Source organism: Polynucleobacter sp. MWH-S4W17, assembly GCF_018687535.1.
Taxonomy (GTDB): Bacteria; Pseudomonadota; Gammaproteobacteria; order Burkholderiales; family Burkholderiaceae; genus Polynucleobacter.
Genome location: NZ_CP061295.1, coordinates 414,346 through 440,791, shown reverse-complemented (window position 1 = coordinate 440,791; position 26,446 = coordinate 414,346). Strand labels below are relative to the sequence as shown.

The following is a 26,446-nucleotide window of genomic DNA, read 5'->3' as shown; positions in this document are numbered from 1 at the left end:
TATAAGCCAGCAATACAATATAGCCACAACAAAACCAATTATCTAACCGGAAAACAATCATGCAACCAAAATGGGGAACCAGAGGAATGGCGGTAGCGCCACATTCTCTAGCATCAGAATCTGCTTTAGCTGTTTTACGAGAAGGTGGCAATGCCTTAGAGGCAATGGTTGCCGCTGCAGCAACTATTGCAGTGGTCTACCCTCATATGAACTCCATAGGCGGCGACTCATTCTGGGTGGTTCATTCTCCTGGAAAGGCCATGGGTGGAATTGATGCCTGTGGTGCAGCTGCTGGTTTAGCGACAAAGCAATGGTACGCAGAGCGCGGCATTGCTAAAGCCATTCCATTTCGTGGTGCAGTAGCGGCTAATACCGTTGCTGGAACTATCTCTGGCTGGGGCGCAGCGCACCAGCTTTCCAAACAAGGGTTAGGCGGCAAACTACCACTTTCACGCCTATTGGCTGATGCGATTCATTATGCAGAAGCTGGCACACCAGTTACTTTCAGCCAATCAAGCCTCACAGAAAAGAAGCGTCAAGAACTGAGCCCAATTCCAGGCTTCGCAGAGACTTTTTTAGTGAATGGCAAAGCACCTGTGGTTGGCAGCATCTTTAAGCAAGAGCGTCTTGCCAAAACGTTGCGTCAGATTGCCGAAAAAGGTACGGATGATTATTACCGTGGCGAACTAGCTCAATCACTAGCAAAAGAACTCGCTGAGTTAGGAAGTCCACTACGATTAGACGACCTACACCGTCATAAGGCAAAACTCATAGACCCTCTTGAGCTCAAACATAGCATGGGCAATGTCTACAACATGACTCCACCTACACAAGGTGTTGTCTCATTGATGATTATTGGCATCTTGGACCAATTGAACTTAAAACGCTTTAAGGTTGATAGCGCTGAGTATGTTCATCATTGTGTTGAGGCTACCAAACAAGCATTTAAAGTACGCGATCAATTTGTAACTGATCCTGCCTATATGACAAAGAATGCGCAATCTTTCTTATCACCTGCATTCCTGAAAAAGTTAGCCAAGAATATTGATCCAGAAAAAGCGCTCCCTTGGGGTCAGGGTAAAGGTCCTGCAGATACTATTTGGATGGGCGTGATTGATGGCGACGGCAATTGCGTTTCCTTCATTCAAAGTATCTATCATGAGTTTGGCGCAGGCATTGTGCTTCCTACCTCAGGTGTCAACTGGCAAAACCGCGGTTGCAGCTTTTCTCTTGACCCAAATACACTCAATCACCTTGAGCCGTATCGCAAGCCTTTTCATACTCTTAACCCAGCGATGGCTTTATTTAAAGATGGTCGCTCAATGGTTTATGGAACGATGGGTGGAGATGGTCAGCCACAAACCCAGTGCGCAGTATTTACTCGTACAGCAACTTATGGCCTTGATCCACAGGATGCAATTAGTCGCCCACGCTGGCTGCTTGGTCGCACCTGGGGACAAACGAGTGATAGCTTAAAACTAGAATCACGCTTTGGTCCAGAAGTCGCGAAAGAACTTCATGCTTTAGGCCATGAAATTGAAATGCTAGACGCCTTTGATGAAACCGTTGGTCATGCGGGTTGCATTATTCGTGATCCGTCTGGAATATTGAAAGGGGGATGGGACCCTAGAAGCGATGGAGCTGTGAGCGCTTTCTAATACCTCTCAATGCAGTAACAATTAGACGACATTAAAAAAGGCTACCAAGTTGGTAGCCTTTTTTCTAACTTCGAATTTCAAATTGCCACTAAGTTGGCACTCATGCAGAACGCGTCTTCATATACTTAGCACGCATTGGACGTAGTACGAAAAATGCCAGGATAGCCGCAGTAGCATCCAATACGATCATGATGCCAAATACTGGCAACCAGCTTTCAGTCACGCCATGAATATAGGCTGCAACTGGGGCGCCGATAATAGAACCAACGCCTTGAGCCATGTACAAGAAACCATAGTTTGTAGTGGCATGCTTTTGGCCAAACGTATCAGTCAAAGTAGATGGGAATAAAGAGAAAATCTCACCCCAACCAAAGAACACGATACCTGAGAGCAATACGAACATGACAGGATCTGAGCGTGTCATTACCCATGCAAACATAGCAACTGCTTCTAAACCAAAAGCAATCGTCATGGTGTATTCACGTCCGATACGATCAGATACCCAACCAAATATTGGCCGGGTTAAACCATTGGTAACGCGATCGATTGTTAAGGCTAAAGGCAAGGCAGCCATACCAAAAACCATGGCCGATGTAACGCCAAAGTCTTTTGCAAATGCGCCCATCTGAGAGATCACCATCAAACCTGATGTAGACATCATGGACATCATCAAAAACATCAACCAAAATACTGGTGTCTTTAACATTGTCTTTGGAGCAACTCCTGTTGCAGCGGCCTCTATTTGATCGGCTGTTTGTACGCGATCAGCGTGAGGAACGCGAATGCCTTGAGCAGCCAATAGTCCAACGGCACCAATGATGTAGCCAAAGAACGTCAACGTGCCCTGAATCCCCGTCTCAGTCAAGCTAGTGGAGATTGGGAAGGTCGTCAGCAATGCACCGATACCATAGCCAGCAGCAACCATGCCTACTGCAAAGCCACGATTATTTGGGAACCAACGAACCATTAAGCCAACAACGCCGATGTAAACAATACCGGTACCCAAGCCACCTAACACACCATAGGTGAGGTAAAGATGAGATACGGTAGTCAGGTTAGCCGAAAGAACCCAGCTTGCACCGGTCAGAATAGTACCTATGGATAACAAAAGGCGAGGGCCAAACTTATCAACTAAGTAACCCTGAAACGGCGAGAAAAAAGTCTGTAAAACAATCAAGATCGAAAATGTAATTTGCAACTCTGTCAAAGTAACACCGAGCTGACCCATGATTGGCTTAGTAAATAAAGCCCAAACATATTGAGGGCTGGATATGGACATCATACAAATGACGCCTAAAGCCAGTTGCACCCATTTCGACTTTAGGGGGTTGCTACTAGTACTTTCCGTACTCAATGCTGCTGTTGTCATGTAAATCTCCTGAGCTTTGTTTAATCAAAATTTCTAAAAAACTTTTGTTAATGCATTTTGATCTAAATTTGCGGGTAATTACTAAGGAATTCCCCTGGATGGTGCAGAAACGTTTATTTTGATGCAGCTTGGTGCACCAATAAAACCTTTGAATAAGGGCCTAATCGGGCAAGGAAAATGGAATTAGCTCTGCTTCCAACGAGCCATTGCAGCCTCATCGGTGACGCGGGCATCAACCCAGCGAGAACCTTCAGGGGTATCTTCTTTTTTCCAGAAGGGGGCAGCAGTCTTGAGGTAGTCCATGATGAACTCACAGGCAGCAAATGCTTCGCCTCTGTGTGCGCTAGTAACCGCCACTAATACGATTTGATCTTCGGGCAGTAAAGGTCCAACACGATGAATCACTAATGTCTGATATATATCCCAGCGTGATTTAGCTTGATCAAGAATTTCTTGGAGTGCTTTTTCAGTCATGCCGGGGTAATGCTCAAGCGTCATACCTCTTACCTGGCTACCGTCATTCATATCTCGCACGGTGCCCAAGAAGGAAACTACCGCACCTACTCGCAGATCACCTTTACGTAATGCCAATATTTCTGCACTGACATCAAAATCGCTTTTTTGAATTTTGATTGGCATTTCAGCCCCCGGTTACCGGAGGAAAGAAAGCTACTTCAGCACCATCTTGCAATGCTGCATTTGCATCAACCATGTGCTGGTTCAAGGCACAACGCAAGACTTTGCCATTTGCTAAGACTTCAGACCATGGATTACCACGTTCAATGAGGTGCGCTCTGAGATCGGCAATGGTTTTTACTGTCGCCGGGATGGTGATACTCTCTTGCGAGATGCCAAGCGATTCACGTAGTGAGGCAAAGAATCGTAATTCGAGTTTCATGAGCTAATCGTAAACCGATTACTTGAGCAGTGCATCAAATGGGATGTACTTCACCAAATCGCCAGCTTTAATTGGCTGATTTGGCGCGCAATCAACCAGACCATCACCCCAAGAGACGCTAGTGAGCACGCCAGAACTTTGATTAGGAAATAAATCTAAGCCGCCATTGCTATTCAATTTGACACGCAGGAACTCATTGCGTCGATCGGCTTTCAACCAATCAAAATCTGCGCGCATTAAATACGACTGAGGAAGACTAGCTTCACGACCCTGCAACTTCAGAATAAAAGGACGTACAAACAATAGGAAAGTTACAAAACTAGATACCGGATTACCTGGCAAACCAATAAACCAAGCCTCACCATCCTTAGGTTCGTCTGATTTTCGGACCGCACCAAACGCTAATGGCTTACCTGGCTTAATCGCGATCTGCCACAGATCCAATCTTCCTTCAGCAGTAACTGCTGGCTTGATGTGATCTTCTTCGCCAACTGAGACACCACCAGAGGTAATAATTAAATCATGGTCCTTGCTGGCTTTACGCAATGCTGCACGGGTTGCATCTAAGCGATCTGGGACGATACCCAAATCAGTGGCATCACAACCCAAAGATTTAAGGCAGGCCAATAAAGTGTCGCGATTGGAGTTATAAATGCCGCCTGGTTTTAATGGCTCGCCAGGAAGAGCTAATTCATCGCCAGTAAAAAAGGCGGCGACCTTGACGCGGCGTTTAACACTTAAGTGAGTCAAGCCCGCTGAAGCAGCTACGCCCAACTCTTGTGGGCGCAAGAAAGTACCTGCAGTAAGAGCAGTTTTGCCAGCAGTTAGATCTTCGCCTCTACGACGAATCCACTGACCTGCTGTTGGAGGAGTATTGATAGTCACTTGACCGCTTTCACCCTCTAGTGTGCAATCCTCTTGCATCACGACTGCATCCGCACCAGGAGGCACAGGGGCTCCTGTGAAAATTCTAGCGGCAGTGCCGGACTCTAATGGGGTTCCCATCGATCCAGCCGGAATACGTTGCGCAATCTTGAGTGATTTTCCTGAAGTAACAATATCAGCAGAGCGAACCGCATATCCATCCATCGCAGTGTTATCGAGTGGGGGGACATCAACAAGGCTGCTGACGTTTTCAGCAAGCACCCGGCCTAAAGCGGCCTGCATAGCAACGTTCTCACTCTCACCAACAGTTTGAGAATGAGAAAGTAAGTGATCTAAAGCCTGCTGAGCAGTCAACATCGGTGGCTTTGTCATAGAGTGATTATTTATTGCTTAAATTTTCTAAGTTAAGAATTAACTTAGATGTGTAGTAATAAATGCTTTAACTTGATTCACGTCGGCATCGATATTTTCTACGCGCTGTGGCTTAGATTTAATGTCTTTAAATGCTGGCGGACATTCTGCTGGACGACCCAAAGCAATTTCAATTGTTTCCTCAAACTTAATGGGGAGCGCCGTCTCAAGGACGATCATCGGGATTCCGGCTTGCAAATGCTCACGAGCCACTTTCACGCCATCAGCGGTATGGGTATCAATCATGACGCCATAGCGTTGATCAATATCACGAATTGTTTCTAAACGATTCTCGTGAGTGCTACGGCCAGATTGGAAACCGTATTTACCCAGATCTTTAAAGACTGTCTCTTTTGAGATATCGAAACCACCCGCCTCATCCACTTGCTTGAACATGGTTGCAGTTGCTTTACCATCTTGACCCATGAAGTCAAAAACAAAGCGCTCGAAGTTGCTGGCCTTAGAGATATCCATCGAAGGACTGGAAGTATGCAACGTCTCAGCAGACTTACGTGCACGATAGACGCCTGTGGAAAAGAATTCATCCAATACATTGTTTTCATTGGTAGCAACGATGAGATGCTCGATAGGCAAACCCATCATGCGGGCGATATGACCAGCGCAGACATTGCCGAAGTTACCGGATGGTACGGTAAATGAGACTTTTTCAGAGCTGGACTTAGTGGCCAGTAGATAGCCTTGAAAGTAGTACACCACCTGAGCCACTACACGACCCCAATTGATGGAGTTCACGGTGCCAATTTGGTTCTTCGCTTTAAAAGCGTGATCGTTGCTCACCGCCTTAACGATATCCTGGCAGTCATCGAAGACACCAGCTACTGCTAAGTTAAAAATATTGGGATCTTGTAAGGAATACATCTGTGCAGATTGAAACGCACTCATCTTGCCGCGGGGAGAAAGCATAAACACCTTCACACCCTCTTTACCGCGCATCGCATATTCAGCTGCGCTACCCGTATCACCAGATGTAGCGCCCAAAATATTGAGCTGCTGACCTTTCTTCTTGAGAGCGTACTCAAAAAGATTGCCAAGCAATTGCATGGCCATATCTTTGAAAGCCAAGGTTGGGCCATTTGAAAGACTCAATAGACCGATACGTGTTCCCTGCTCTTCCCCCAACCAATGCAAAGGCGTAATGTCTTTGGCATTGTCTTGAGCGCGACCATTACAGTAAACCTGCTCTGTATACGTTTTACGCAAGATTGCCCGTAAATCTGTCTCAGGAATATCGTCGCAATATAGGCTCAATACTTCATAAGCAAGGTCGGCGTATGACAAGCCGCGCCAAGCATCTAGCTGCGCTACAGTAACTTGTGGGTACTGAGTAGGCAAATACAAGCCGCCATCAGGCGCCAATCCACCCAACAAAATTTCTAAGAAGGATTGTTGTGGGCTATTGCCACGAGTAGATTGGTAACGCATATATTTTGCTGAGTTTTACTTAAGACAGATTTTCTAAACGGATCTTCACAACTTCGCCAGCAACTGTCTTGAGATTTTGAATCTCTTTGATCGCGGCAAGCATGTTCTTTTCTTTAGTCTCGTGAGTTAAAGCTACCAAATCAGTTTGACTTTCACCCTCATTAGCTTCTTTTTGCAAGAGCGCATCAATGGAAACACCATGCGATGCCAAAATCTTCGTGATGTCAGCCAATACACCAGCCTGATCAGCTACACGCAAGCGCAGATAGTAACTAGTCGTGATCTCACCAATAGGGAGCACTGGTGTGTCATGCACAGCATCTGGCTGGAAGGCCAGATACGGCACGCGATGTTCGGCGTCAGCACTTAGCAAACGAGTGATATCCACTAAGTCAGCAATCACTGCGGAAGCGGTTGGCTCAGAGCCTGCGCCCTTACCGTAATACAAAGTTGTTCCAACGGCATCGCCAAATACCTGAACGGCATTCATAGCACCTTCAACGTTAGCAATCAAACGTTTGGAAGGAATGAGTGTGGGGTGGACACGCAACTCAACACCAGTTGTCGTTTTCTTGGCAATACCAAGCAACTTAATGCGATAGCCCAATTGCTCCGCATACCTAATATCAATTGCATCTAATTTAGTGATGCCTTCAATGTGTGCTTTTTCAAACTGCATTGGAATACCAAATGCAATCGCACTCATGATGGTCGCTTTATGAGCAGCATCAACACCTTCGATATCGAAAGTCGGATCCGCCTCTGCGTAACCTAAACGCTGCGCTTCTTCAAGTACAGTTGCGAAATCCAAACCTTTGTCACGCATCTCTGACAGGATGAAGTTCGTAGTGCCATTAATGATGCCGGCAATCCATTCGATGCGGTTAGCCGTTAAGCCTTCACGCAAGGCCTTAATAATCGGAATACCACCTGCAACAGCAGCTTCAAAGGCAACCATCACGCCTTTAGCATGTGCCGCCTTAAAGATCTCGTTACCGTGAACAGCGATCAATGCTTTATTGGCTGTAACCACATGCTTACCGGCAGCGATAGCCTCAAGAACCAAGTCTTTAGCAATGCCATAACCACCAATAAGCTCAACAACGATATCGATCTCTGGGTTATTGATTACGGTACGGGCATCACTCACCACTTGTGCGCGGTCTTTAACCAATGCTTTGGCACGCTCTACATTTAAATCAGCAACTGTATTAATGCGAATGCCGCGTCCAGCACGACGTGTAATTTCGTCTTGGTTACGCTCGAGAACGGTGAATACGCCACCACCAACAGTGCCAATACCTAACAGACCTACTTGAATCGGTTTCATGATGCCTTTGCTGCAGTTGAAGAAGCCTTACGGCTGTGCTTATTACGATAACGCTCCAGAAAACGGGCAAGGCGGCTAATAGCTTCCTTGAGCACATCTTCGTGAGGCAAGAACACTACACGGAAGTGATCAGGTTTGCCCCAGTTGAAACCAGAGCCCTGCACTAACAATACTTTTTCCTCTTTCAAAAGATCAGCTACAAATTGCTGATCATCTTCAATTGGATAAACCTCAGGATCTAGCTTTGGAAATAAATACAAAGCGGATTTTGGTTTCACGCAAGTCACACCTGGAATATCAGTTATGAGTTTCCATGCAAGATCACGTTGCTTCGCAAGGCGACCACCCTCACTAACTAAATCATTAATGCTTTGGTAACCGCCCAATGCAGTTTGAATCGCATACTGGCCTGGCACGTTCGCACACAAGCGCATTGAGGCCAGCATATTGAGACCTTCGATATAGTCTCGGACCATTTCTTTATCACCTGAAACCACCATCCAACCAGCGCGGTAGCCGCAGGAGCGGTAATTTTTAGAAAGGCCATTGAAGGTAATAATGACTACATCTGTAGACAAAGAAGCTAATGAGAGATGCTTCTCGCCGTCGTACAACATCTTGTCGTAAATCTCATCCGCAAACAAAATCAAACCATGCTCACGAGCAATTTGCGTTAACTCCAGCAGAACTTCTTTGGAATAAATTGCACCAGTAGGATTGTTTGGATTGATCACCACAATTGCTTTGGTACGCGGTGTAATTTTTTTACGGAGATCGTTTAAGTCTGGCGCCCACTCTTTGGATTCATCACAAAGATAGTGCACCGGTGTACCGCTCGATAAACTAACTGCAGCAGTCCAAAGCGGATAATCTGGAGTTGGGACTAAAACCTCATCGCCATCATTTAAAAGTGCGTTCATCGACAGAACAATGAGCTCGGATACGCCATTACCGGTATATACATCATCCAAGGTCACGCCTTGAATACCTTTTTCTTGGCAATACTGCATGATGGCTTTGCGAGCAGCAAAGATTCCCTTGGAATCAGAATAAGCTGAGGCATTGCTTAAATTGCGAATCATGTCCAACTGAATCTCTTCAGGCGGATCAAAACCGAAAACCCCTACGTTTCCGATGTTTAATTTGATGATTTTGTGGCCCTCTTCCTCCATGCGCTGAGCAAGCTCAAGCACCGGCCCACGTATGTCGTAACAGACGTTATTGAGCTTTTGGGACTTTAGGATCGGTTTCACAATAAATTTAAGGGTAAGTTCTTGAAATATGAGAAAAAACAGCTAGCTATAATCCACATAATTATGACAGAGAGTCCACTTGAAGCTTCAATCTGACCCCCATTCCGGAGCGAATACGATCACTGGCTATGGCGATGGCTACGTAGAGATCAATAAGATCTCTTATGACCATGCAGTCCTACTCAGCTCGGACGGCGCCATCTCTAACTGGTCTGCGCAAACATTTGATAGTTTAGAAGCCAGTCATTTCGCGCAAATGGTTGATTTAAAACCAGAATTAATCCTCATCGGAACCGGTAGCCGCCAGCGCTTTCCTAAGCCAGAACTTCTTAAATCCTTGATTGAGGCCAAAATTGGCTTTGAAATCATGGATTCCCAGGCTGCCTGCCGCACCTACAACATCCTAGTCGGCGAGGGTCGTCAAGTCTTACTAGCCCTGATTGTGGAGCCTATTTAATGCAATTTGGCCAAATTCGGCAGTCTTCAGCCCTGCATCCAGGCAAGATTTTGCTGTTGGTCATCATTTATGCCCTACTCTGGTTTGGCACCCTCAATTACCGCCATCTCATCCCATCCGACGAAGGCCGCTATGCAGAAATAGCCCGAGAAATGCTGGTTACCGGTGACTGGATAACCCCTCGTTACAACGGTTACAAGTATTTTGAAAAGCCCCCTCTCCAGGCCTGGGCAACTGCCGCCGCTTTTCAAGTATTTGGTATTGGTGATTGGCAAGCGCGCCTTTGGACAGCGCTAACGGGTTTCCTAACTATTCTTTTAGTCGGCTTTACTGGTGCACGCATCTTCAACGCGAGAGCAGGATGGTTGGCTGCCGTTGTATTAGCATCGAGCCCAATCTGGATTATCAGTGGTCACTTCAACTCGCTCGACATGGGCTTATCCTCATTTTTAGTGGCAGCTCTCTGTAGCCTCTTACTTGCACAAACTTCCCATAACAAAAATTACTGTCGCAACTGGATGTGGGCTTGCTGGATTTTTATGGCACTAGCAACACTATCTAAAGGAGTTATTGGTGCAGCGATACCTGCAATGGTTTTTATTGCTTACTCCATAACTACGTGGGACTGGAAAATCTGGACTCGTTTACGTTTACTTAGCGGCAGCATATTGTTCTTAGCAATTACTGCGCCTTGGTTCGCACTAGTGGCCCAACGCAATCCCGAGTTCCTAGAGTTCTTCTTTATTCACGAACATCTACAACGCTTTACACAAGATGCTCACAGTAGAACAGGCCCTATTTATTATTTTGTACCGCTACTCCTGATTGGCTTACTCCCCTGGATTCTGCAAGTCCCGGGGGCTATTGCACAGGCATGGAGCGGGCGCCGTCGCGAGTTCTCAGCAGGTTGGTTGTTAGTCTGCTGGTTTGCAGTGATCTTTGCATTTTTTAGCGTATCTCACTCCAAATTACCCGGCTACATCATTCCCGTTTTCCCAGCGCTCGCTTTAATTATTGGCAATCGTTTAGATCGCTTACTTGGTCACACCAACACCATGGCATTTCTATGGAAATTGCAGACACTAGCTTTTGCAATTCTTGGATGCATTGGATTCTTCTTTTTAGATGCTATTGGCAAACAAGCAAGGCCAGATGAAATTGAAGCTTATGCGCAATATACCTATTGGGTGATTACTGCATTAGTGGCACTTGTCAGCTTTAGCGCTTATGCAGCATGGCAAAGCAAACGTAATGGCACTCAAAGTATTGTGAGTTTTGCTTATGGATTTTTTCTGTGCGCCATCATCGCGGGAACAGGTCACGAGACACTGGGTCGCGCAGTTTCCGGTATCGACCTAGTAGAGCGAGTCAAAGCCTCTATTCCAGAAAAAGTGAACTTCTATTCAGTGCGTCTTTTGGATCACACCATGCCTTTCTATTTAGGCAGAACGATGATCATGGTTGAATCACCCGATGAGCTTGAGTTTGGGGTTAATCAAGAGCCAGAACTTTGGATGCCGACTTTAGATACTTTTGTTAATCGCTGGAAAGAAGATCAAACGGCCTATGCCATCATGGTTCCAGAGCAATTTAATGCGCTTAAGGCTCAAGGCTTTCCAATGCAGGAGGTCGATCGTGATTCACGCAGAGTCATTGTCAAGCATCCAGATATCTCGCAGTAATATAGGACACCATGTCAAACTTCATCCCCTTCACGCGCCCTAGCTTCAATCAAGAAACCATTGATGCTGTTTCAGAGGTATTGCGTTCAGGATGGGTGACATCCGGCCCCAAGCTAGCCGAGTTTGAGGTGGCTTTAAGCCAATACTTTGGTGGTCGTCCCGTGCGCTGCTTTGCCAATGGCACCGCAACCATGAAGATCGCTCTGCAAGTTGCAGGTATTGGTGATGGCGATGAGGTGATTACCACCCCAATTTCTTGGGTAGCAACTTCTAATGTGATTTTGGGTGTTGGCGCAAAACCGGTGTTTGTGGACATTGATCCCGTTACACGCAATATTGATCTGAGTAAAGTTGCTGCCGCAATTACACCTAAGACGCGCGCGATCATGCCCGTCTATTTGGCCGGCCTTCCCGTTGATATGAATCAGCTCTACGTGCTAGCCAAACAACACAAACTTCGCGTGATTGAGGATGCGGCTCAGGCCTTTGGCTCACAGTGGCAAGGCAAGAAGATTGGTAGCTTTGGTGATTTAGTGAGTTTTAGCTTTCAAGCTAATAAGAATCTCACCACTATTGAGGGTGGTTGCCTTGTTCTCAATAATCTCGACGAAGCAAAGCTGGCTGAGAAATTCCGCCTACAAGGATTAACCCGTCAAGGCATGGACGGCATGGATGTTGATGTATTGGGCGGCAAAGATAACTTGACCGATGTGAATGCAGCCATCGGCCTTGAACAGCTCAAGCAACTTCCCCCTTATCAAACACGTCGTGCCGAACTCGCGCGCCAATACTTTGATATGCTTCGTGCCAAACTGAAATCTGCTGGATTGGAAGGCTTGAGATTAGAACTTCCAGTAGAAAATTTCACTGATAGTAACTGGCATATGTTTCAAGTTATTTTGCCACTTGATCAGCTCAATATTGATCGCGCCCAAGTGATGACTGAGTTAAAAGATTTAGGCATTGGTACTGGCGTTCATTACCCCGCTATTACCGGCTTTACTCTCTACAAAAACCAGGGCTACAAAACATCAGATACGCCAATTGCTGAACGCATTGGTAAATCCATTCTGACCCTCCCTTTATTTCCAGCAATGGCCGATGAAGATATTGGCCGTATAGCTAGTGGTTTAGTCGGAATCTTGCTTAAATACCGCAAAAACTAGCGTTCCTGGGTTAAACCCAAAGAATCAGGCAAAATTGCATCATGACTGCAAATTTAGTTGCCAACCCAACACTAAGCATTGTTATTCCCGTTTACAACGAGGAGGACGGATTAAAGGCTCTATTTGATCGCCTTTATCCGGCATTGGATGCTCTGGCTACCAAACGCAAGATCGCCTACGAGATTGTATTTGTTAACGACGGTAGCAAAGATCGTTCTGCTGGCATTCTTTCCAAGCAGGTCGAGTTACGTCCTGATGTAACTCGTGCAGTTTTATTTCACAGTAACTTTGGCCAACATATGGCCATCATGGCTGGCTTCGAATATGCCAAAGGCGAACACATCATTACTTTGGATGCAGACCTACAAAATCCTCCTGAAGAAATTGATGCATTGACTGAGCAGTTATTAAAAGGTCATGATTACGTAGGCACTATTCGCGCCGATCGCCGCGATAGCTTCTTCAGAAAATTTGCTTCACGCGCTATGAATCGTTTACGTGAAAATATTACACGTATCACAATGACTGATCAAGGTTGTATGTTGCGTGGATATAGCCGTCGCATTGTTGACTTAGTCCGCCAATGTGATGAAAGCAATACATTTATTCCGGCGCTGGCTTATACCTTCTCCGCAAATCCAGTTGAAATTACTGTCAAACATGAAGAGCGTTTTGCTGGTGAATCCAAATATAGTTTGTACCAATTGATTCGCCTGAACTTTGACTTAGTCACTGGCTTCTCTGTCATGCCATTGCAGATTTTCTCAATACTCGGCATGCTTCTATCACTTGCGGCTGGTAGCTTGTTCGTCTACCTGCTAGTGCGTCGCTTCCTTCTGGGTGCTGAGGTTGAGGGGGTATTTACCCTATTCGCCCTAACCTTCTTCCTGATTGGTGTAATGCTCTTTGGGCTCGGTCTTTTAGGTGAATATATTGGCCGTATCTATCAGCAAATCCGCAAGCGTCCCCGCTATGTGGTGCAAACTGTTTTAGAGAAAAAATAATTGCACGCAGTCGTCTTTGCCTATCACGATGTTGGCGTCAACTGCCTCAAAGCACTTCTCAATGCTGGCATACAAGTTGATCTCGTAGTAACCCACCAGGATGATCCCAATGAGAATGTTTGGTTTGGGAGCGTTGCAAAACTTTGCCAAGAAAAAAATATTTCTTACATTACTCCAAGCGCTAATGAATTAATAGATTTAGTTCCCAAGCTCCAAGCGTTAGCTCCTGACTATATTTTTTCTTTCTACTATCGCTTCATGATTCCGGAGCAGATTTTGGATTGCGCCAAAATTGCCGCACTCAATATGCATGGCTCACTACTTCCAAAATATCGCGGACGCGCACCAGTTAATTGGGCAATTCTGCATGGCGAAACGGAGACCGGCGCAACTTTACACTTCATGGACGCAAAACCCGATGCCGGAGATATTGTTGGGCAAGCAGCCGTCAGCATCGACCCAGATGAGACCGCTACCGATGTATTTGCTAAGGTCAGCCAGGCTGCCGTCAGCGTGATCGATCAAGTCTTGCCCGGCCTTTTAAAGGGAACTGTTCCGCGCAAGGCAAATGAGCTCCAAAAAGGGAGCTATTTTGGAGGGCGAAAGCCTGCAGACGGGCAAATTCATTGGAATCAGACCGCCAAACAGGTTCACGACCTGGTTAGGGCTGTTGCACCCCCTTATCCAGGCGCCTTTACTGATCATGAGGGGAAGGCCATGATTGTGGCGCGTACCAGCCTAAATCGGCCATTTCCAGACAAGCTCAATCTTGGGGTTTGCGGCATCCAAGTGGTTGATAATCGGGTATTCGGTATTTGTGGCGACCATCAAGCGGTTGAAGTTTTGGAATGGTTCCCAGCAAGCAAATAAGTAGAAAATTTAGCAATAGCAAATTAGATTAAAACGAGGCAGTAAAGATGAAAAAAGTACTCATTCTTGGTGTTAACGGCTTTATTGGTCACCACCTTTCCAAGCGCATTCTCGAGACAACCGACTGGGATGTCTACGGCATGGATATGCAAAACGATCGCCTTGGTGATTTAATCAATCATCCACGCATGCATTTCTTTGAAGGTGACATCACCATCAATAAAGAATGGGTTGAATATCACATTCGCAAATGCGACGTCATCTTGCCTTTAGTGGCGATTGCAACGCCTGCAACTTATGTACAACAACCACTCAAAGTATTTGAACTCGACTTTGAAGCCAACTTACCGATCGTACGCTCTGCAGTCAAATACAAAAAGCATTTGGTATTCCCATCAACTTCTGAAGTGTATGGAATGTGTGAGGATGGTGAATTTGATCCTACCAAATCGAATATGGTTTATGGCCCAATTAACAAGCCGCGCTGGATCTACGCTTGTTCCAAACAATTGATGGATCGCGTGATCTGGGGTTATGGCATGGAAGGCTTGCGCTTTACTCTCTTCCGCCCATTTAACTGGATTGGCCCTGGTCTAGATAGCATCTACACACCAAAAGAAGGCTCATCCCGCGTTGTGACTCAGTTCTTAGGTCATATCGTTCGCGGCGAATCCATCAACGTTGTTGATGGTGGCGCACAGAAACGTGCCTTTACTTATATTGATGATGGTATCGATGCTTTGATGCATATTATCGATAACAAAGATGGTATTGCTAATGGCAAGATTTATAACATCGGTAATCCAAAGAACAATCACTCTATTCGTGAGCTAGCCAATCAAATGTTAGAAATTGCTCGCAGCATTCCTGAGTACGCAAAGAATGCGAATGAAGTGAAGATTGTAGAAACTACTTCGGGTGCTTACTACGGTGAAGGCTATCAAGATGTTCAAAATCGTGTTCCAGCAATTGACAATACGATGAGCGAATTGGGTTGGAAGCCAACCACTACGATGACTGATGCGCTCAAGAACATTTTTGAAGCCTATCGTGGAGACGTAGAAAAAGCACGTCACCTAGTCGACAAAGAATAAGCAAAAGTAAACTCAAAGGTACATGGCAAAGATAGCTCTCAAGGTTGATGTAGATACCTTACGCGGCACCAAAGAAGGTGTACCGAATCTAGCTCGTACTCTTGAGCGTTTTGGCCTGAAAGCCACCTTTCTATTTAGTCTTGGGCCTGACCACACCGGCTGGGCCTTAAAGCGCGTCTTTCGCCCAGGCTTTCTGAAAAAAGTTAGCCGTACCTCTGTAGTGGAGCACTATGGGATTAGGACCTTACTCTATGGCGTCCTCATTCCTGGACCGGATATTGGCAAGAAAGCTGCCGCAGAAATGCGCGCCATTGATAAAGCAGGTCATGAGACGGGCATTCATACGTGGGATCACGTTGCCTGGCAAGATGCAGTTCGTAATCAAGATGCATCCTGGACAAAAGCGATGATGCAAAAAAGCTGGGATCGTTTTATAGAAATTTTTGGTCATGCACCAGTGACCTATGGTGCTGCAGGATGGCAAATGAACGCCGCCGCCTTTGAGCAACTCGATCAATGGGGCATTGCCTATTCCTCTGATGGCAGAGCTGAACCCAATCTCATGCCCTATCGCCTTGCACTTCCTTCAGGAAAAGCAAAGCATGTTCAGTACCCAACCACACTCCCCACCTTTGATGAACTTATTGGCATCGATGGCGCTGATGAATTTGGCGCAGTAAAAAAGTTACTAGAAATCACTCAAAGCAATCCAAATGACCAAGTATTCACATTGCACGCTGAACTAGAGGGGCAAAAGCTATTGCCTGCGTTCGAGCAGCTGCTAGCTGGATGGCTAAATCAAGGTCATGAGCTCGTCACTATGGGCGAGCTTCATAAATCCTGGGAAGCCACCAAGCAACTCGATAAAATAGCTGTACTACCGCTGACCTGGGGTGAAATACCCAATCGTAGCGGTGATTTAATCATTCAAAATAACTAATTAATTTAATCAGCATTAGAGACAACCAACGAAGGATCATCATGACAGTAGCTATCGGTAAACCCATGCCGCAGTGTGCGATTCCAGCAACTTCTGGATTGACGTTTTCACCAGATTCTACAAAAGGCAAAAAACTGGTGCTCTACTTCTACCCTAAAGATATGACGCCGGGCTGCACTGCTGAGTCTGGAGAATTTAGAGACAACATTGAAGCATTTACCAAAGCCAATACTCTGGTAGTAGGTGTTTCACGAGATAGCCTTAAGTCACATGACAATTTCCGCAGCAAACTAGAGCTCCCGTTTGAGCTAGTTGCTGACACGGAAGAAAAACTTTGCCAGATCTTTGGAGTTATGAAGATGAAGAATATGTATGGCAAACAAGTCCGTGGCGTTGAGCGCAGCACCTTCCTATTTGACTCTACTGGCAAGCTAGCAAAAGAGTGGCGCGGCCTGAAGGTTCCCGGTCATGTGACAGAGGTATTACAAGCTGCCCAAGCCACTAAATAATTTTTACAATAATTTGATCAGAGGTGCTTGCAAACCCCAAAATTTGGGGTAAAGTGATTCATATGCACCGTAAACGACGGGAAAGTCTGACAATCCGTTTGATTCAGAAACCTGAATATCTCAGATCAGGTACGGGGAGCAACCCCCTCCGTTTTTCAAGTATCACTGCAACTAGTTTCGTAATAAACCGTCAACGCACTCCGCTTGGCGGTTTTTTCTTTTAGGAGAGTCCATGCCACTGCCCCCAATCCCCACTCAAATTGCTGATCAAGTCAAACTCAGTCGCAAAGATACTCCCGACTTAAAGAAACGACCCGCTCTAGCAAAACCGGTGGTAGTGGAAGCCGTTGATTGGACTAATGACGCAGAGGAAGATTTATCTGCTGCAGAAGTAGCTCTCGAAAAGATCAAAGCGGATCATCGCCCCACCTCTAATGTGCGAAACGAAAGTAAGGCGTCTACACCCGCAAAACCTAAACGCGTGATTCGAACTGGACCACCAAGCTTATTTGTTCTCGATACCAACGTATTGATGCACGATCCAAGCTCCCTATTCCGCTTCTCAGAGCACGACCTTTATTTACCGATGACGACTCTAGAAGAGTTGGATAACCACAAGAAGGGCATGACCGAGGTAGCTCGTAATGCCCGCACTGTCAGCAGATCCTTGGACCAACTGATTGCCGGAACAAGCGGCACTCTAGATGAGGGCATTCCCCTGAACAAGTTGGGCAACCAAGATGTCACCGGTCGCCTCTTCTTCCAAACCAAATTCTCTACGCAAGCATTACCGGAGGGTTTGCCCGAAGGTAAAGGTGACAACCTGATTTTGGCAGTAGTCAGCGAGCTACAAAAAACTCGTAAGGGTCAAGAAGTGGTATTGGTATCCAAAGATATCAATATGCGCATCAAGGCACGCGCACTTGGGTTACCGGCTGAAGATTATTTCAATGACCAAGTTTTAGAAGATCGCGACTTGATGTATGCCGGAGTCATGCAACTGAATGCAGATTTCTGGCCTAAGCATGGCAAGGATATGGAAAGCTGGGCTGACTCCAAATCTGGCACCATGTTCTATAGAGTCACCGGACCATCCGTACAAAGCATGCTGGTCAATCAGTTTGTCTATCAAGAAAATCCAGATGGCTCTACGCCTTTCTACGCACAGGTTAGAGAAATTAATGGGAAGACCGCTCTCTTACAAACACTCAGAGACTTCTCTCATCAGAAAAATAATGTTTGGAGTGTGACTGCGCGTAACCGCGAGCAGAATTTTGCCATGAATTTACTCATGAACCCAGATGTAGACTTTGTGACCCTATTGGGACAGGCTGGTACCGGAAAAACTTTGCTTGCACTGGCTGCCGGCCTCGAGCAGGTCCTCGACAGCAAACGCTATAACGAGATCATCATTACACGTGCCACCGTCCCTGTGGGTGAGGATATTGGCTTCCTTCCAGGCACCGAAGAAGAAAAGATGCAACCTTGGATGGGTGCATTTGACGATAACCTCGAGGTATTACAGCGCAATGAAGATGGCGGCGCTGGTGAATGGGGTCGCGCCGCAACTCAAGAGTTAATTCGTTCGCGCATTAAAGTAAAGAGTATGAACTTTATGCGTGGTAGAACTTTTGTGAGTAAATTCGTCATTATTGATGAAGCGCAAAACCTCACCCCTAAACAAATGAAGACTTTGGTGACTCGTGCAGGTCCTGGAACCAAAATTATTTGCTTGGGTAATATCGCCCAGATTGATACACCTTACTTAACAGAAGGTTCTTCTGGTTTGACTTATGTAGTTGATCGCTTCAAAGGCTGGCGTCATGGTGGTCATGTGACATTGGCGCGTGGTGAGCGCTCACGTCTTGCGGATCATGCTGCTGACGCACTTTAAGCAATCTTTCTCATGCCGCACTCTCCTGGGGTGCGGCATTTTTATTTGTTGCTTACTCATCCTAAGTGGATGCAGCACATTCAGCGGTAAGCCAAACGCCGCAAAAGTTTCTCAATTCAAGCAAGACACCAGTGTTGGAACAGAGGACATTTCTATTGCAGCGGTAGGTCTAGTCGATGTTCCTTATCGATATGGTGGTAATACTCCCAAAGGCGGTTTTGACTGTAGCGGCCTCATTGTTTATGTCTATAACAAAGCGGCGGGGATCAAACTACCGCGCACAATTCAATTGATCAGCACTAAGGGTGTAAGTATTGAAGGTCAACCACCAGCTCCAGGAGACTTAGTGTTCTTCAACACTAACGGTGAAAAATATTCCCATGCAGGAATCTATGTTGGTCAAGGCAGATTTGTGCATGCCCCAAGTGCTGGAGGAACCGTGCGCCTAGATTACATTACGGCACCCTATTGGGCGGCTAAATTTACTGAAGCACGTCGTATGGTGCCCTGATATTGACATTCTTTAGGGTTAATAGCACTTTCCCCATGTTTCCTAATGGCTTAATTTAGATTACAGTATTTAATTAAGTAGTCCACGATAAGAAGTACTCATAATTGGAGATGTTATGAAAAAAATCATCATCGCTTTAAGTATTGCGTTTAGTTTTGCACTCCCTACTTCTGCTTTTGCTGACCAAGCGGCTTGCGAAGCCAAAGCAGTGAGCAAAGAAGGCAAACCCCTCTATGGCGCAGCTAAAGAGGCTTCCATTAAAAAATGCATGGGCGGAGCTCAAGCAAATGACTGTGAAGCTAAAGCAATTAGCAAAGATGGCAAGCCACTGTACGGTGCGGCTAAAGCAGCCTCAATCAAAAAATGTGAAGGCGGAAAATAAGGTTAGTTATTTAATCTGTTTTGATCAGACTAATTTTCTGTATTAAAAAAGCCTCACACTGTGAGGCTTTTCTTTATCTATTATTCCGTATTCTTTTTACTTCTTCAGCATTAGAAAGGCTCATAACCACCAGATGAATAACCAACAGAGCCCATCGCCAAGTTATCAAACTTAGTATATGGACCTTGCCAGCTTAAGCGCACAGTTCCAATCGGACCGTTACGTTGCTTACCAATGATGATCTCAGCCATACCTTTGTCGGTCGTAGTGTCTGGGTGATAAACCTCATCACGATAGATGAACATGATTAAGTCGGCATCTTGCTCAATAGCACCAGACTCACGTAAGTCAGACATAATCGGACGCTTATTAGGGCGTTGCTCAAGACCACGGTTTAACTGAGAGAGCGCCACTACAGGGCACTGCAATTCTTTTGCAAGTGATTTGAGTGAGCGTGAGATTTCTGAAATCTCGGTTGCGCGGTTTTCAGAACCAGAACCACTCATCAACTGTAAGTAGTCAATCACCACCAAGCCAAGTGTGCCGCCAAAGTTTCTGGCGATACGACGTGCGCGTGCGCGCAACTCTAAGCTGGATAAAGAACCAGTCTCATCAATCAAAATTTGGGTATTACTTAAACGTGCAATGGCATCAGTGACACGCGGCCACTCATCGTCCTGCAACTTACCAGTACGCATACGACCTTGGTCTACGCGCCCCACCGAACCCAATAAACGGGCAGCCAATTGTTCGCCTGACATCTCCATGGAGAAAACCACAACAGGCAAACCTTCTGCTAAGGCAACGTTCTCGGCAATATTTAAGGCAAATGCAGTGTTGTGAGTGACGACATAATCATTCGTTACGTAAGTTCTTTGGGGGTGGCTAACTGAAATACATTGCGCCTCCGACATCCTGGAAGGCTCAATACTCTTGAATGAAAGTCTACGTTGGCGATCCCAACTTGCTCTTAATCTTTCAGTCTTTTCAGGCAGAGTAAACGCTTGAAAACCGGGGCCAAAACTCATATTTAAAACATAACTTAGGCGACCTTGCTTCTTTTCACCCTTGTAGGTGAAGCTTGTCTGCTTATGCGCTATTGAGCAAAAACCACCCAAAGATCTGGCTAAAGTTGCAACATCTTCAGATAATTGTTTGCTTGCTGTACAAAAGCGAATAGAGCCCCATTTCTCAATCCAACCATCGGTATCCATCAGACCTTGGAACAATGCAAGACGAGAATTCTTGTTCGCCTCAAGATAAGTTGCTGGAATGTGTTTATCAAAACTTCTGCAGCCAAGAACACCGATATCCTGCAATGCAGACCTGAAAAAATTTGTCTTTACGGCCGCTCTTTGGCCATTAGCAGCAATTCTTTCTTTTGAGACTAATCTCCAGTCATAAGCATTAGCGTGAACTAACTCCATCTCGTAGTTTGCAAGTAAATTCATGCGCTCTACAAGCTCAGGGGACTTGGTTGAAAACATCACCGAGCTGTGAGATAGAGCTAAAGTTCCATCTCCAAGCAACGCACCCAAAACCCACGGATGGACTGGCAATGCATTCGAATGACCGAAATCGCCTGAGACCAGATCAATCCACAATCTATTTTTATATCGAACACATTGCAGCATTTCCATTAATCGGGTGGTATTGATAATACGTGGCTCGGACCAATCGCGATACATCACACGCCATAAATGCTCGTCACAACACTCCGCTTGACGACCATCAGAAAAAGTTACTTTATATATCTGCTTCATGCCTTGCGGATAAATACCGGTGACCATTGAATGCTGACCATCGACAGAGGCGAGACGATCACCAAACTTCAGATCACCCATCAGCTTCCAGCCATCAACCGTTTTCACTTTTGCATCCAGTGGTTGCGCCTTACCCATAGAAGGACGACCCGCAACAATCACTAAGTCGCCTTTTTGCAGGCCACTAGTTTGCTTATCTAAATCAATAAAGCCCGTGGCAATACCAGTGATGTCGCTACCGCCTTGGCGGTTATAAAGCTCATCAATACGGGCAACAACAGCTTTGAGCAAAGGCTCAATCTCAAGATAGTCGGCCTTGCGACTACCCTCTTCACCAATCTGAAGAATGCGTGATTCAGCCTCATCCAACAAAGTTCTTACGGTGCGCCCCTCAGGAACGAATGCTGAATTAACAATGCTGTCTGAAACTTCGATCAAGCGACGCAAAATACTGCGGTCACGAACGATATCGGCATAGCCTTTAATATTCGCTGCACTGGGAGTGTTTTGCGCCAATGAATTTAGGTAATCAATACCAACCAAATCACCACCCTGCTCAGATTTAATTGCATCATGAACGGTAATGACGTCAGCAGGATGATTGTCGCCAACCAAGCGAGCAATTGCTTTGTAGATCAAAGCATGTTCGGGGCGATAGAAATCTTTGTCGTTTAATACTCCACCCAGGTTATCCCAAGAGGAGTTATCGATCAGTAGACCGCCGAGCAAAGATTGCTCGGCCTCTACAGAATGCGGCGGAACTTTTAAAGCCTGCACGACTGCATCCCCAGAACCCATCATGCCGGGATTCAGCGTAACGGAACGTGAACGGGATTCAGCCATGAGGCTAGTTTACAGATCTAAAACTTAAGCTTGCTCGCCAACTACACGAATAGTGATATCTGCAACTACGTCGGTATGAACGGCAACCGCTACAGGATGATCACCAACCATTTTCAATGGGCCAGTAGGCATGCGTACTGAAGACTTCTCAATTGTGAAGCCTTTAGCTTTCAAAGCATCAGCGATGTCATGATTGGTTACAGAACCAAACAAACGACCGTCAACACCCGCTTTTTGACCGATTTCGAGAACCAAGTCCTTGAGCTTTGCGCCAACTACTTCAGCAGCAGCCAATTTCTCAGCAGCTAATTTTTCCAACTCAGCACGACGAACTGCAAAGTCAGCAATCGCCGCTTCAGTTGCACGACGCGCTTTACGTTGTGGAATTAAAAAGTTACGAGCGAAACCGTCTTTAACGCGAACTACATCGCCAAGGTTGCCCAGGTTAGTTACTTTTTCTAAAAGAATGATTTGCATTGAGGGCTCCCAATTATTTCTTATGTTGATCGGAGAATGGCAATAAAGCCAAGTAACGAGCACGCTTAATAGCAGTGTCTAACTGACGCTGATATTTAGCTTTTGTGCCTGTCAAACGAGCAGGAGTGATCTTAGCGTTTTCGCCAATGAAGTCCTTCAATGTATCTACATCTTTGTAATCAATCTGTTCTACGCCAGCAACAGTGAAACGACAATAACGCTTACGCTTGAACAATGGGTTCTGAGCTGGTTTCTTTTTGAAATCGGGTTTCTTTCCAAACGCCATGATGATTTCCTCTTTAATTTTTCAATTGAATATGGGTAATATGGAAAACAAGTCTTTGATTACGTAGAGTCTTGGGTGCTAAGAATCCCTCAAACACTGCCTCAGCCCCTAAATCCATTCGCTCTAAGTCCTTTTGTATCGGACCGATTGTGATGGCTTCAACGTTCATCTGAATTTTCCTTGCCACTCCTACCTCGTTTGCTTGGCCGCTATGTTCTAGCTGGCAATGCATCACCGGTATTCCTGCTGGTGTAAATCGAATCGCGTCTTTAGATACCAAGATCGCAGTGAGGGTGAAATGATTCAACGCCGCTCCGCTTCTCTGATACGTTTTCTAGTCTGTGTATTCCTCTTCAAATTTCTAACTTAGGCTGTCGCTACAGGAGCGTCGGCTTGAGCAGATTTACGCGCTTCTTCACGTTGCACTTCTTTCATCATGATGGAAGGCTCTGTTTCAGCTTTCTTAGTCTTGATGATGAGGTGACGCAAAACAGCATCGTTAAATTTGAACGCATGCTCGAGCTCTTCCAGAGTTTTCTGGTCGCACTCAATGTTCATGCAAACGTAGTGGGCTTTAGCAAGCTTGTCGATCATGTAAGCCATCTGACGACGACCCCAGTCTTCCATACGATGAATTTTGCCGCCCGCAGCTGCTAATGTAGCTTTGTAACGATCGATCATCGCTGGCACTTGCTCGCTTTGGTCCGGATGGACGATAAAGACGATTTCATAATGACGCATCTAACACTCCTTAAGGATAGAGTCACCTGGGCGTCTTGCTAAGTTCTGATGGTTGTGAACTCAGCGCCAGTGTGACAAGGTAGTAACAAATTGTAGGTACTGCTAACAACACTTTTAAAACTGCTTTTCAGCACTTACCGTATTACTGGCAAGATCGCTATTCTAGCAAAAAAATCCTGCCAAGTCAGGGATTTACCTGTGGGCTGAGCTTGTTTTTCGGCATTCAGAGAAAGTTGAAGGGCAATCCTAGCTCTGGGTGCAGAAAGACTGCCTGCCGCCAGACATCCGGCAATGTCCTTTTCAGGAAGATCAGGCAAGGTTTCCCCTGCGCCAGTTCTGGTGGTTCGCACCAAAGCAATGCCATGTTTTACTGCCGCAACCAGCGAATCTCTCCAGGCATCATGAAAGCCTCCCATGCCAGATCCAGCAAGGACCAAGCCCTTTACCTTAGAGTTCAACCAATGGGTAATCGTCTCTGAACGGGCGCCAGCATGGCTAGTTAAGATTTCAACCCAAGGCCACTCGTTTTCCTTTGGAATCGGCAAATCTTCAGTCCAGAGAGCTTGAACAGCCTTCACGCCGGATAGCCAGGATGGATTAATCAACCCAACTGAGCTGCTAGGAGAGGCTTGGATAGGTGCATTGAGGGCACTACCGTGGCGTTTTGCCAGATCCATAGCCAAACAACCTCTGCCATCCATAACGGCATAAATACCGCCCGGGCAGTTATCTATCGGAGTAGATGCCCAACGAATGGCGTCCAGCAAGTTGGATGGGCCATCTGCCTTAGGGGCATTGGACGGCAACATGGCGCCAGTCAAGATGACTCTTTTGCCTAAATTTTGAGCATATTTTCCGCAAGTCAGCTGTAAAAAGACGCCTGCCTCTTCAATCGTGTCAGTTCCGTGAGTGACCACTATCCCTTTAACCAAGGTTTTAGCCAGGGCCTCTCTTACAACCTCACCCAGTAAGGTTAATAAGGACTCTGTCAGATTGCGACTATTGATGTTGGCAATCTGCCTAGAAACCAAGCTGATGCCCTCAGGAACGGCAGACTGAATATGGGTAAGCAAGGAGGCGACTTCGACCTGGCCAGCTTCATATTGCATAGGATTGTCAGCTGGGCTCGGTGCCAAACCGGCAATCGTGCCACCCATACCCAAAACAAGGATTTGGGGGGCAGCTTCAGAGGTGTTTTGTAGTGAACTCATACCCCATTATCCCCCTGAAATAGCTTGATCTATCAAATACTGCTGTATACAATCCCAGTATGGACATAAACACAGTCGATTTTCCAGAGGAGCTGACTGCCCTCCCCAAGCTCACTCCACGTCAGAATGAGATTTTGGAGTTGATTACTAAGGCCATCGATGAAAGCGGCCTGCCGCCCACTCGTGCAGAAATAGCTACCCAACTCGGATTTGCTTCTGCCAATGCCGCTGAAGAACATTTGCGCGCGCTTGCTAAAAAAGGTTATATCGAATTAACGCCCGGTACTTCACGCGGCATTCGGATTCCGCAACGATTTAATCAATCGCACAACAGCAATAAATACCGCCAGCTTTCTTTACCGTCAGGCGCATTACAACAACTCACATTGCCATTAATTGGTCGCGTTGCAGCTGGATCCCCAATCATGGCTGTGGAACATATTGAAAAACATGTTCCAGTGGATCCAAATTTATTTAGTAAAGGCGCTGATTACCTATTAAAAGTAAAAGGTATGAGCATGCGCGATGCCGGCATCTTAGATGGCGATTACTTGGCAGTAAGAAAGACAACCGAAGTTCGTAATGGTGACATCGTTGTCGCTCGCTTAGATGATGAGGTGACTGTGAAGCGTTGGCAACAAAAGAAAACTGCGAATGGCATGGTCATCGAATTACAAGCAGAGAACCCAGACTTCAAAAACATTTTGGTAGATGATCGTCAGCCCAACTTTTCTATAGAAGGACAAGCGGTTGGCTTAATTAGGGCTGAAGGCCTGTAAGCAAAGTTGCATATAAGAAAAGGCCTCTGAGTAGAGGCCTTTTTATTTACTGCCGTGAAGAGCGGTATTTTTGATTTACTTCTTACTGGGCGCCACTACGTTAGCGTTCTTTGGTGAAGAAGTAATCGTGATCAATGTCTTTGGTCCAGTTAATGACCCTTCATTGAGTTCCACTGTAGCAGTACGATCACCTTTGGTGAATACCAAGATGCTCGTTTTTGTTTTCACTGCGCTCACAGTTGTCCAGCCAGCGCGTGGATATTCAGATTGGAAAAATGCATAAATATCAGTGGGCGTTTGAACACCAGATAAAACTACACGACCGACCCAGTTATCACCACGACCAATAATTAATGAATCCGCGCCAATAATTTTTGAGGCTGCCGGCAAAGGCATATCGCCCAACAACTGAGCCTGAACTTCTTGAACTTCCTGAGGGGTACCTGTTGGCGAATCGCCAGAGCTAGCGCATGCTCCTAACAATACCGACAGGAACAAAGTAAGAGCGCTGATTTTAAGGGTGTGAAGTTTGATCATTTTTCGCTTTACAGAATTGATGCGACTTTCTTATAGATGCTGAAAGTATTTTA

The 26,446-nt window shown here is 46.0% G+C and carries 26 protein-coding genes and 1 pseudogene; 13 read left to right on the top strand and 14 right to left on the bottom strand.

From position 1 onward, the window contains the following. Positions 1-59 precede the first annotated feature (59 nt). Entirely contained in the window at positions 60-1,658 is a 1,599-nt protein-coding gene (gene ggt, locus C2755_RS02455) for a gamma-glutamyltransferase (protein ID WP_215321625.1), read from the top strand. 100 nt (positions 1,659-1,758) lie between these two features. Here the strand turns inward: ggt and oxlT are convergent, their stop codons facing one another. The 7 genes from oxlT to C2755_RS02420 form a co-directional block, all read right to left on the bottom strand. Beyond that, positions 1,759-3,027, bottom strand: coding sequence for an oxalate/formate MFS antiporter (gene oxlT, locus C2755_RS02450; RefSeq protein ID WP_215321624.1), 1,269 nt, complete (start codon positions 3,025-3,027; stop codon positions 1,759-1,761). Between the two features lie 183 nt (positions 3,028-3,210). Beyond that, entirely contained in the window at positions 3,211-3,666 is a 456-nt protein-coding gene (moaE, locus tag C2755_RS02445; protein ID WP_215321623.1) for a molybdopterin synthase catalytic subunit MoaE, read from the bottom strand. 1 nt (position 3,667) lies between these two features. After that, positions 3,668-3,925, bottom strand: coding sequence for a molybdopterin converting factor subunit 1 (gene moaD, locus C2755_RS02440; RefSeq protein WP_215321622.1), 258 nt, complete (start codon positions 3,923-3,925; stop codon positions 3,668-3,670). Between the two features lie 18 nt (positions 3,926-3,943). Further along, positions 3,944-5,167 (bottom strand): gephyrin-like molybdotransferase Glp, encoded by a 1,224-nt coding sequence (glp, locus tag C2755_RS02435; RefSeq protein WP_215322261.1) that lies wholly within the window; start codon positions 5,165-5,167, stop codon positions 3,944-3,946. 54 nt (positions 5,168-5,221) lie between these two features. After that, positions 5,222-6,664, bottom strand: coding sequence for a threonine synthase (gene thrC / locus C2755_RS02430; RefSeq protein ID WP_215321621.1), 1,443 nt, complete (start codon positions 6,662-6,664; stop codon positions 5,222-5,224). 19 nt (positions 6,665-6,683) lie between these two features. Next, positions 6,684-7,994: a homoserine dehydrogenase gene (locus C2755_RS02425; RefSeq protein WP_215321620.1), complete on the bottom strand. Its 1,311-nt coding sequence runs from the start codon at positions 7,992-7,994 to the stop codon at positions 6,684-6,686. Beyond that, entirely contained in the window at positions 7,991-9,247 is a 1,257-nt protein-coding gene (locus C2755_RS02420; protein ID WP_215321619.1) for a pyridoxal phosphate-dependent aminotransferase, read from the bottom strand. The genes C2755_RS02425 and C2755_RS02420 overlap by 4 nt, the downstream gene beginning before the upstream one ends. A gap of 79 nt (positions 9,248-9,326) precedes the next feature. Here C2755_RS02420 and C2755_RS02415 point away from each other — a divergent pair, with 79 nt between their 5' ends. The 11 genes and pseudogenes from C2755_RS02415 to C2755_RS02365 all read left to right on the top strand — a co-directional run bounded on the left by C2755_RS02415 (position 9,327) and on the right by C2755_RS02365 (position 19,756). Further along, positions 9,327-9,704 carry an Mth938-like domain-containing protein gene (locus tag C2755_RS02415; protein WP_215321618.1) on the top strand — a complete coding sequence of 126 codons (378 nt, stop codon included), beginning with the start codon at positions 9,327-9,329 and terminating at the stop codon, positions 9,702-9,704. Then, positions 9,704-11,386: a glycosyltransferase family 39 protein gene (locus C2755_RS02410; RefSeq protein ID WP_215321617.1), complete on the top strand. Its 1,683-nt coding sequence runs from the start codon at positions 9,704-9,706 to the stop codon at positions 11,384-11,386. The genes C2755_RS02415 and C2755_RS02410 overlap by 1 nt, the downstream gene beginning before the upstream one ends. 11 nt (positions 11,387-11,397) lie before the next feature. Continuing rightward, complete coding sequence (locus C2755_RS02405; RefSeq protein WP_215321616.1) at positions 11,398-12,552, top strand: DegT/DnrJ/EryC1/StrS aminotransferase family protein; 1,155 nt, start codon at positions 11,398-11,400, stop codon at positions 12,550-12,552. A 41-nt stretch (positions 12,553-12,593) separates the two neighbouring features. Further along, complete coding sequence (locus tag C2755_RS02400) at positions 12,594-13,556, top strand: glycosyltransferase (protein ID WP_215321615.1); 963 nt, start codon at positions 12,594-12,596, stop codon at positions 13,554-13,556. Then, positions 13,557-14,426: a formyltransferase gene (locus C2755_RS02395; RefSeq protein ID WP_215321614.1), complete on the top strand. Its 870-nt coding sequence runs from the start codon at positions 13,557-13,559 to the stop codon at positions 14,424-14,426. A gap of 47 nt (positions 14,427-14,473) precedes the next feature. Further along, complete coding sequence (locus tag C2755_RS02390) at positions 14,474-15,520, top strand: bifunctional UDP-4-keto-pentose/UDP-xylose synthase (RefSeq protein ID WP_215321613.1); 1,047 nt, start codon at positions 14,474-14,476, stop codon at positions 15,518-15,520. A 22-nt stretch (positions 15,521-15,542) separates the two neighbouring features. After that, positions 15,543-16,460 carry a polysaccharide deacetylase family protein gene (locus tag C2755_RS02385; RefSeq protein WP_215321612.1) on the top strand — a complete coding sequence of 306 codons (918 nt, stop codon included), beginning with the start codon at positions 15,543-15,545 and terminating at the stop codon, positions 16,458-16,460. Positions 16,461-16,501: 41 nt separating this feature from the next. Then, positions 16,502-16,969, top strand: coding sequence for a peroxiredoxin (locus C2755_RS02380; protein WP_215321611.1), 468 nt, complete (start codon positions 16,502-16,504; stop codon positions 16,967-16,969). Between the two features lie 232 nt (positions 16,970-17,201). Continuing rightward, positions 17,202-18,863, top strand: coding sequence for a PhoH family protein (locus C2755_RS02375; protein WP_215321610.1), 1,662 nt, complete (start codon positions 17,202-17,204; stop codon positions 18,861-18,863). 124 nt (positions 18,864-18,987) lie between these two features. Next, positions 18,988-19,371 (top strand): annotated as a pseudogene (locus C2755_RS02370) (C40 family peptidase); the annotation flags it as partial. Between the two features lie 118 nt (positions 19,372-19,489). After that, positions 19,490-19,756 carry a hypothetical protein gene (locus C2755_RS02365; protein WP_215321608.1) on the top strand — a complete coding sequence of 89 codons (267 nt, stop codon included), beginning with the start codon at positions 19,490-19,492 and terminating at the stop codon, positions 19,754-19,756. 110 nt (positions 19,757-19,866) lie between these two features. Here C2755_RS02365 and dnaB read toward each other — a convergent pair whose 3' ends face one another. The 6 genes from dnaB to C2755_RS02335 form a co-directional block, all read right to left on the bottom strand. Next, entirely contained in the window at positions 19,867-22,317 is a 2,451-nt protein-coding gene (gene dnaB / locus C2755_RS02360; protein ID WP_371816843.1) for a replicative DNA helicase, read from the bottom strand. A gap of 69 nt (positions 22,318-22,386) precedes the next feature. Further along, entirely contained in the window at positions 22,387-22,839 is a 453-nt protein-coding gene (gene rplI, locus C2755_RS02355) for a 50S ribosomal protein L9 (RefSeq protein WP_072583119.1), read from the bottom strand. A gap of 13 nt (positions 22,840-22,852) precedes the next feature. Beyond that, positions 22,853-23,125, bottom strand: a complete 273-nt coding sequence (rpsR, locus tag C2755_RS02350; RefSeq protein WP_011902267.1) for a 30S ribosomal protein S18 — start codon at positions 23,123-23,125, stop codon at positions 22,853-22,855. A gap of 13 nt (positions 23,126-23,138) precedes the next feature. Continuing rightward, positions 23,139-23,432: a primosomal replication protein N gene (gene priB / locus C2755_RS02345; protein ID WP_215321607.1), complete on the bottom strand. Its 294-nt coding sequence runs from the start codon at positions 23,430-23,432 to the stop codon at positions 23,139-23,141. A 59-nt stretch (positions 23,433-23,491) separates the two neighbouring features. Beyond that, positions 23,492-23,866, bottom strand: coding sequence for a 30S ribosomal protein S6 (rpsF, locus tag C2755_RS02340; RefSeq protein WP_072583121.1), 375 nt, complete (start codon positions 23,864-23,866; stop codon positions 23,492-23,494). Between the two features lie 134 nt (positions 23,867-24,000). Beyond that, positions 24,001-25,077 (bottom strand): asparaginase, encoded by a 1,077-nt coding sequence (locus C2755_RS02335; RefSeq protein WP_215321606.1) that lies wholly within the window; start codon positions 25,075-25,077, stop codon positions 24,001-24,003. Positions 25,078-25,136: 59 nt separating this feature from the next. Here C2755_RS02335 and lexA point away from each other — a divergent pair, with 59 nt between their 5' ends. After that, positions 25,137-25,856, top strand: a complete 720-nt coding sequence (gene lexA / locus C2755_RS02330) for a transcriptional repressor LexA (protein ID WP_215321605.1) — start codon at positions 25,137-25,139, stop codon at positions 25,854-25,856. A 75-nt stretch (positions 25,857-25,931) separates the two neighbouring features. Here lexA and C2755_RS02325 read toward each other — a convergent pair whose 3' ends face one another. Further along, positions 25,932-26,393 (bottom strand): hypothetical protein, encoded by a 462-nt coding sequence (locus C2755_RS02325; RefSeq protein WP_215321604.1) that lies wholly within the window; start codon positions 26,391-26,393, stop codon positions 25,932-25,934. Positions 26,394-26,446: the final 53 nt, after the last annotated feature.

Coding starts and splice junctions, on each gene's coding strand:
- C2755_RS02365 (WP_215321608.1), top strand. CDS start 19,490: ATGAAAAAAATCATCATCGCTTTAAGTATTGCGTTTAGTTTTGCACTC.
- moaD (WP_215321622.1), bottom strand. CDS start 3,925: ATGAAACTCGAATTACGATTCTTTGCCTCACTACGTGAATCGCTTGGC.
- moaE (WP_215321623.1), bottom strand. CDS start 3,666: ATGCCAATCAAAATTCAAAAAAGCGATTTTGATGTCAGTGCAGAAATA.
- glp (WP_215322261.1), bottom strand. CDS start 5,167: ATGTTGACTGCTCAGCAGGCTTTAGATCACTTACTTTCTCATTCTCAA.
- rpsR (WP_011902267.1), bottom strand. CDS start 23,125: ATGGCGTTTGGAAAGAAACCCGATTTCAAAAAGAAACCAGCTCAGAAC.
- rpsF (WP_072583121.1), bottom strand. CDS start 23,866: ATGCGTCATTATGAAATCGTCTTTATCGTCCATCCGGACCAAAGCGAG.
- C2755_RS02425 (WP_215321620.1), bottom strand. CDS start 7,994: ATGAAACCGATTCAAGTAGGTCTGTTAGGTATTGGCACTGTTGGTGGT.
- C2755_RS02410 (WP_215321617.1), top strand. CDS start 9,704: ATGCAATTTGGCCAAATTCGGCAGTCTTCAGCCCTGCATCCAGGCAAG.
- oxlT (WP_215321624.1), bottom strand. CDS start 3,027: ATGACAACAGCAGCATTGAGTACGGAAAGTACTAGTAGCAACCCCCTA.
- C2755_RS02385 (WP_215321612.1), top strand. CDS start 15,543: ATGGCAAAGATAGCTCTCAAGGTTGATGTAGATACCTTACGCGGCACC.
- thrC (WP_215321621.1), bottom strand. CDS start 6,664: ATGCGTTACCAATCTACTCGTGGCAATAGCCCACAACAATCCTTCTTA.
- C2755_RS02390 (WP_215321613.1), top strand. CDS start 14,474: ATGAAAAAAGTACTCATTCTTGGTGTTAACGGCTTTATTGGTCACCAC.
- C2755_RS02405 (WP_215321616.1), top strand. CDS start 11,398: ATGTCAAACTTCATCCCCTTCACGCGCCCTAGCTTCAATCAAGAAACC.
- rplI (WP_072583119.1), bottom strand. CDS start 22,839: ATGCAAATCATTCTTTTAGAAAAAGTAACTAACCTGGGCAACCTTGGC.
- C2755_RS02325 (WP_215321604.1), bottom strand. CDS start 26,393: ATGATCAAACTTCACACCCTTAAAATCAGCGCTCTTACTTTGTTCCTG.
- C2755_RS02380 (WP_215321611.1), top strand. CDS start 16,502: ATGACAGTAGCTATCGGTAAACCCATGCCGCAGTGTGCGATTCCAGCA.
- dnaB (WP_371816843.1), bottom strand. CDS start 22,317: ATGGGTTCTGGGGATGCAGTCGTGCAGGCTTTAAAAGTTCCGCCGCAT.
- C2755_RS02335 (WP_215321606.1), bottom strand. CDS start 25,077: ATGAGTTCACTACAAAACACCTCTGAAGCTGCCCCCCAAATCCTTGTT.
- ggt (WP_215321625.1), top strand. CDS start 60: ATGCAACCAAAATGGGGAACCAGAGGAATGGCGGTAGCGCCACATTCT.
- lexA (WP_215321605.1), top strand. CDS start 25,137: ATGGACATAAACACAGTCGATTTTCCAGAGGAGCTGACTGCCCTCCCC.
- C2755_RS02375 (WP_215321610.1), top strand. CDS start 17,202: ATGCCACTGCCCCCAATCCCCACTCAAATTGCTGATCAAGTCAAACTC.
- C2755_RS02400 (WP_215321615.1), top strand. CDS start 12,594: ATGACTGCAAATTTAGTTGCCAACCCAACACTAAGCATTGTTATTCCC.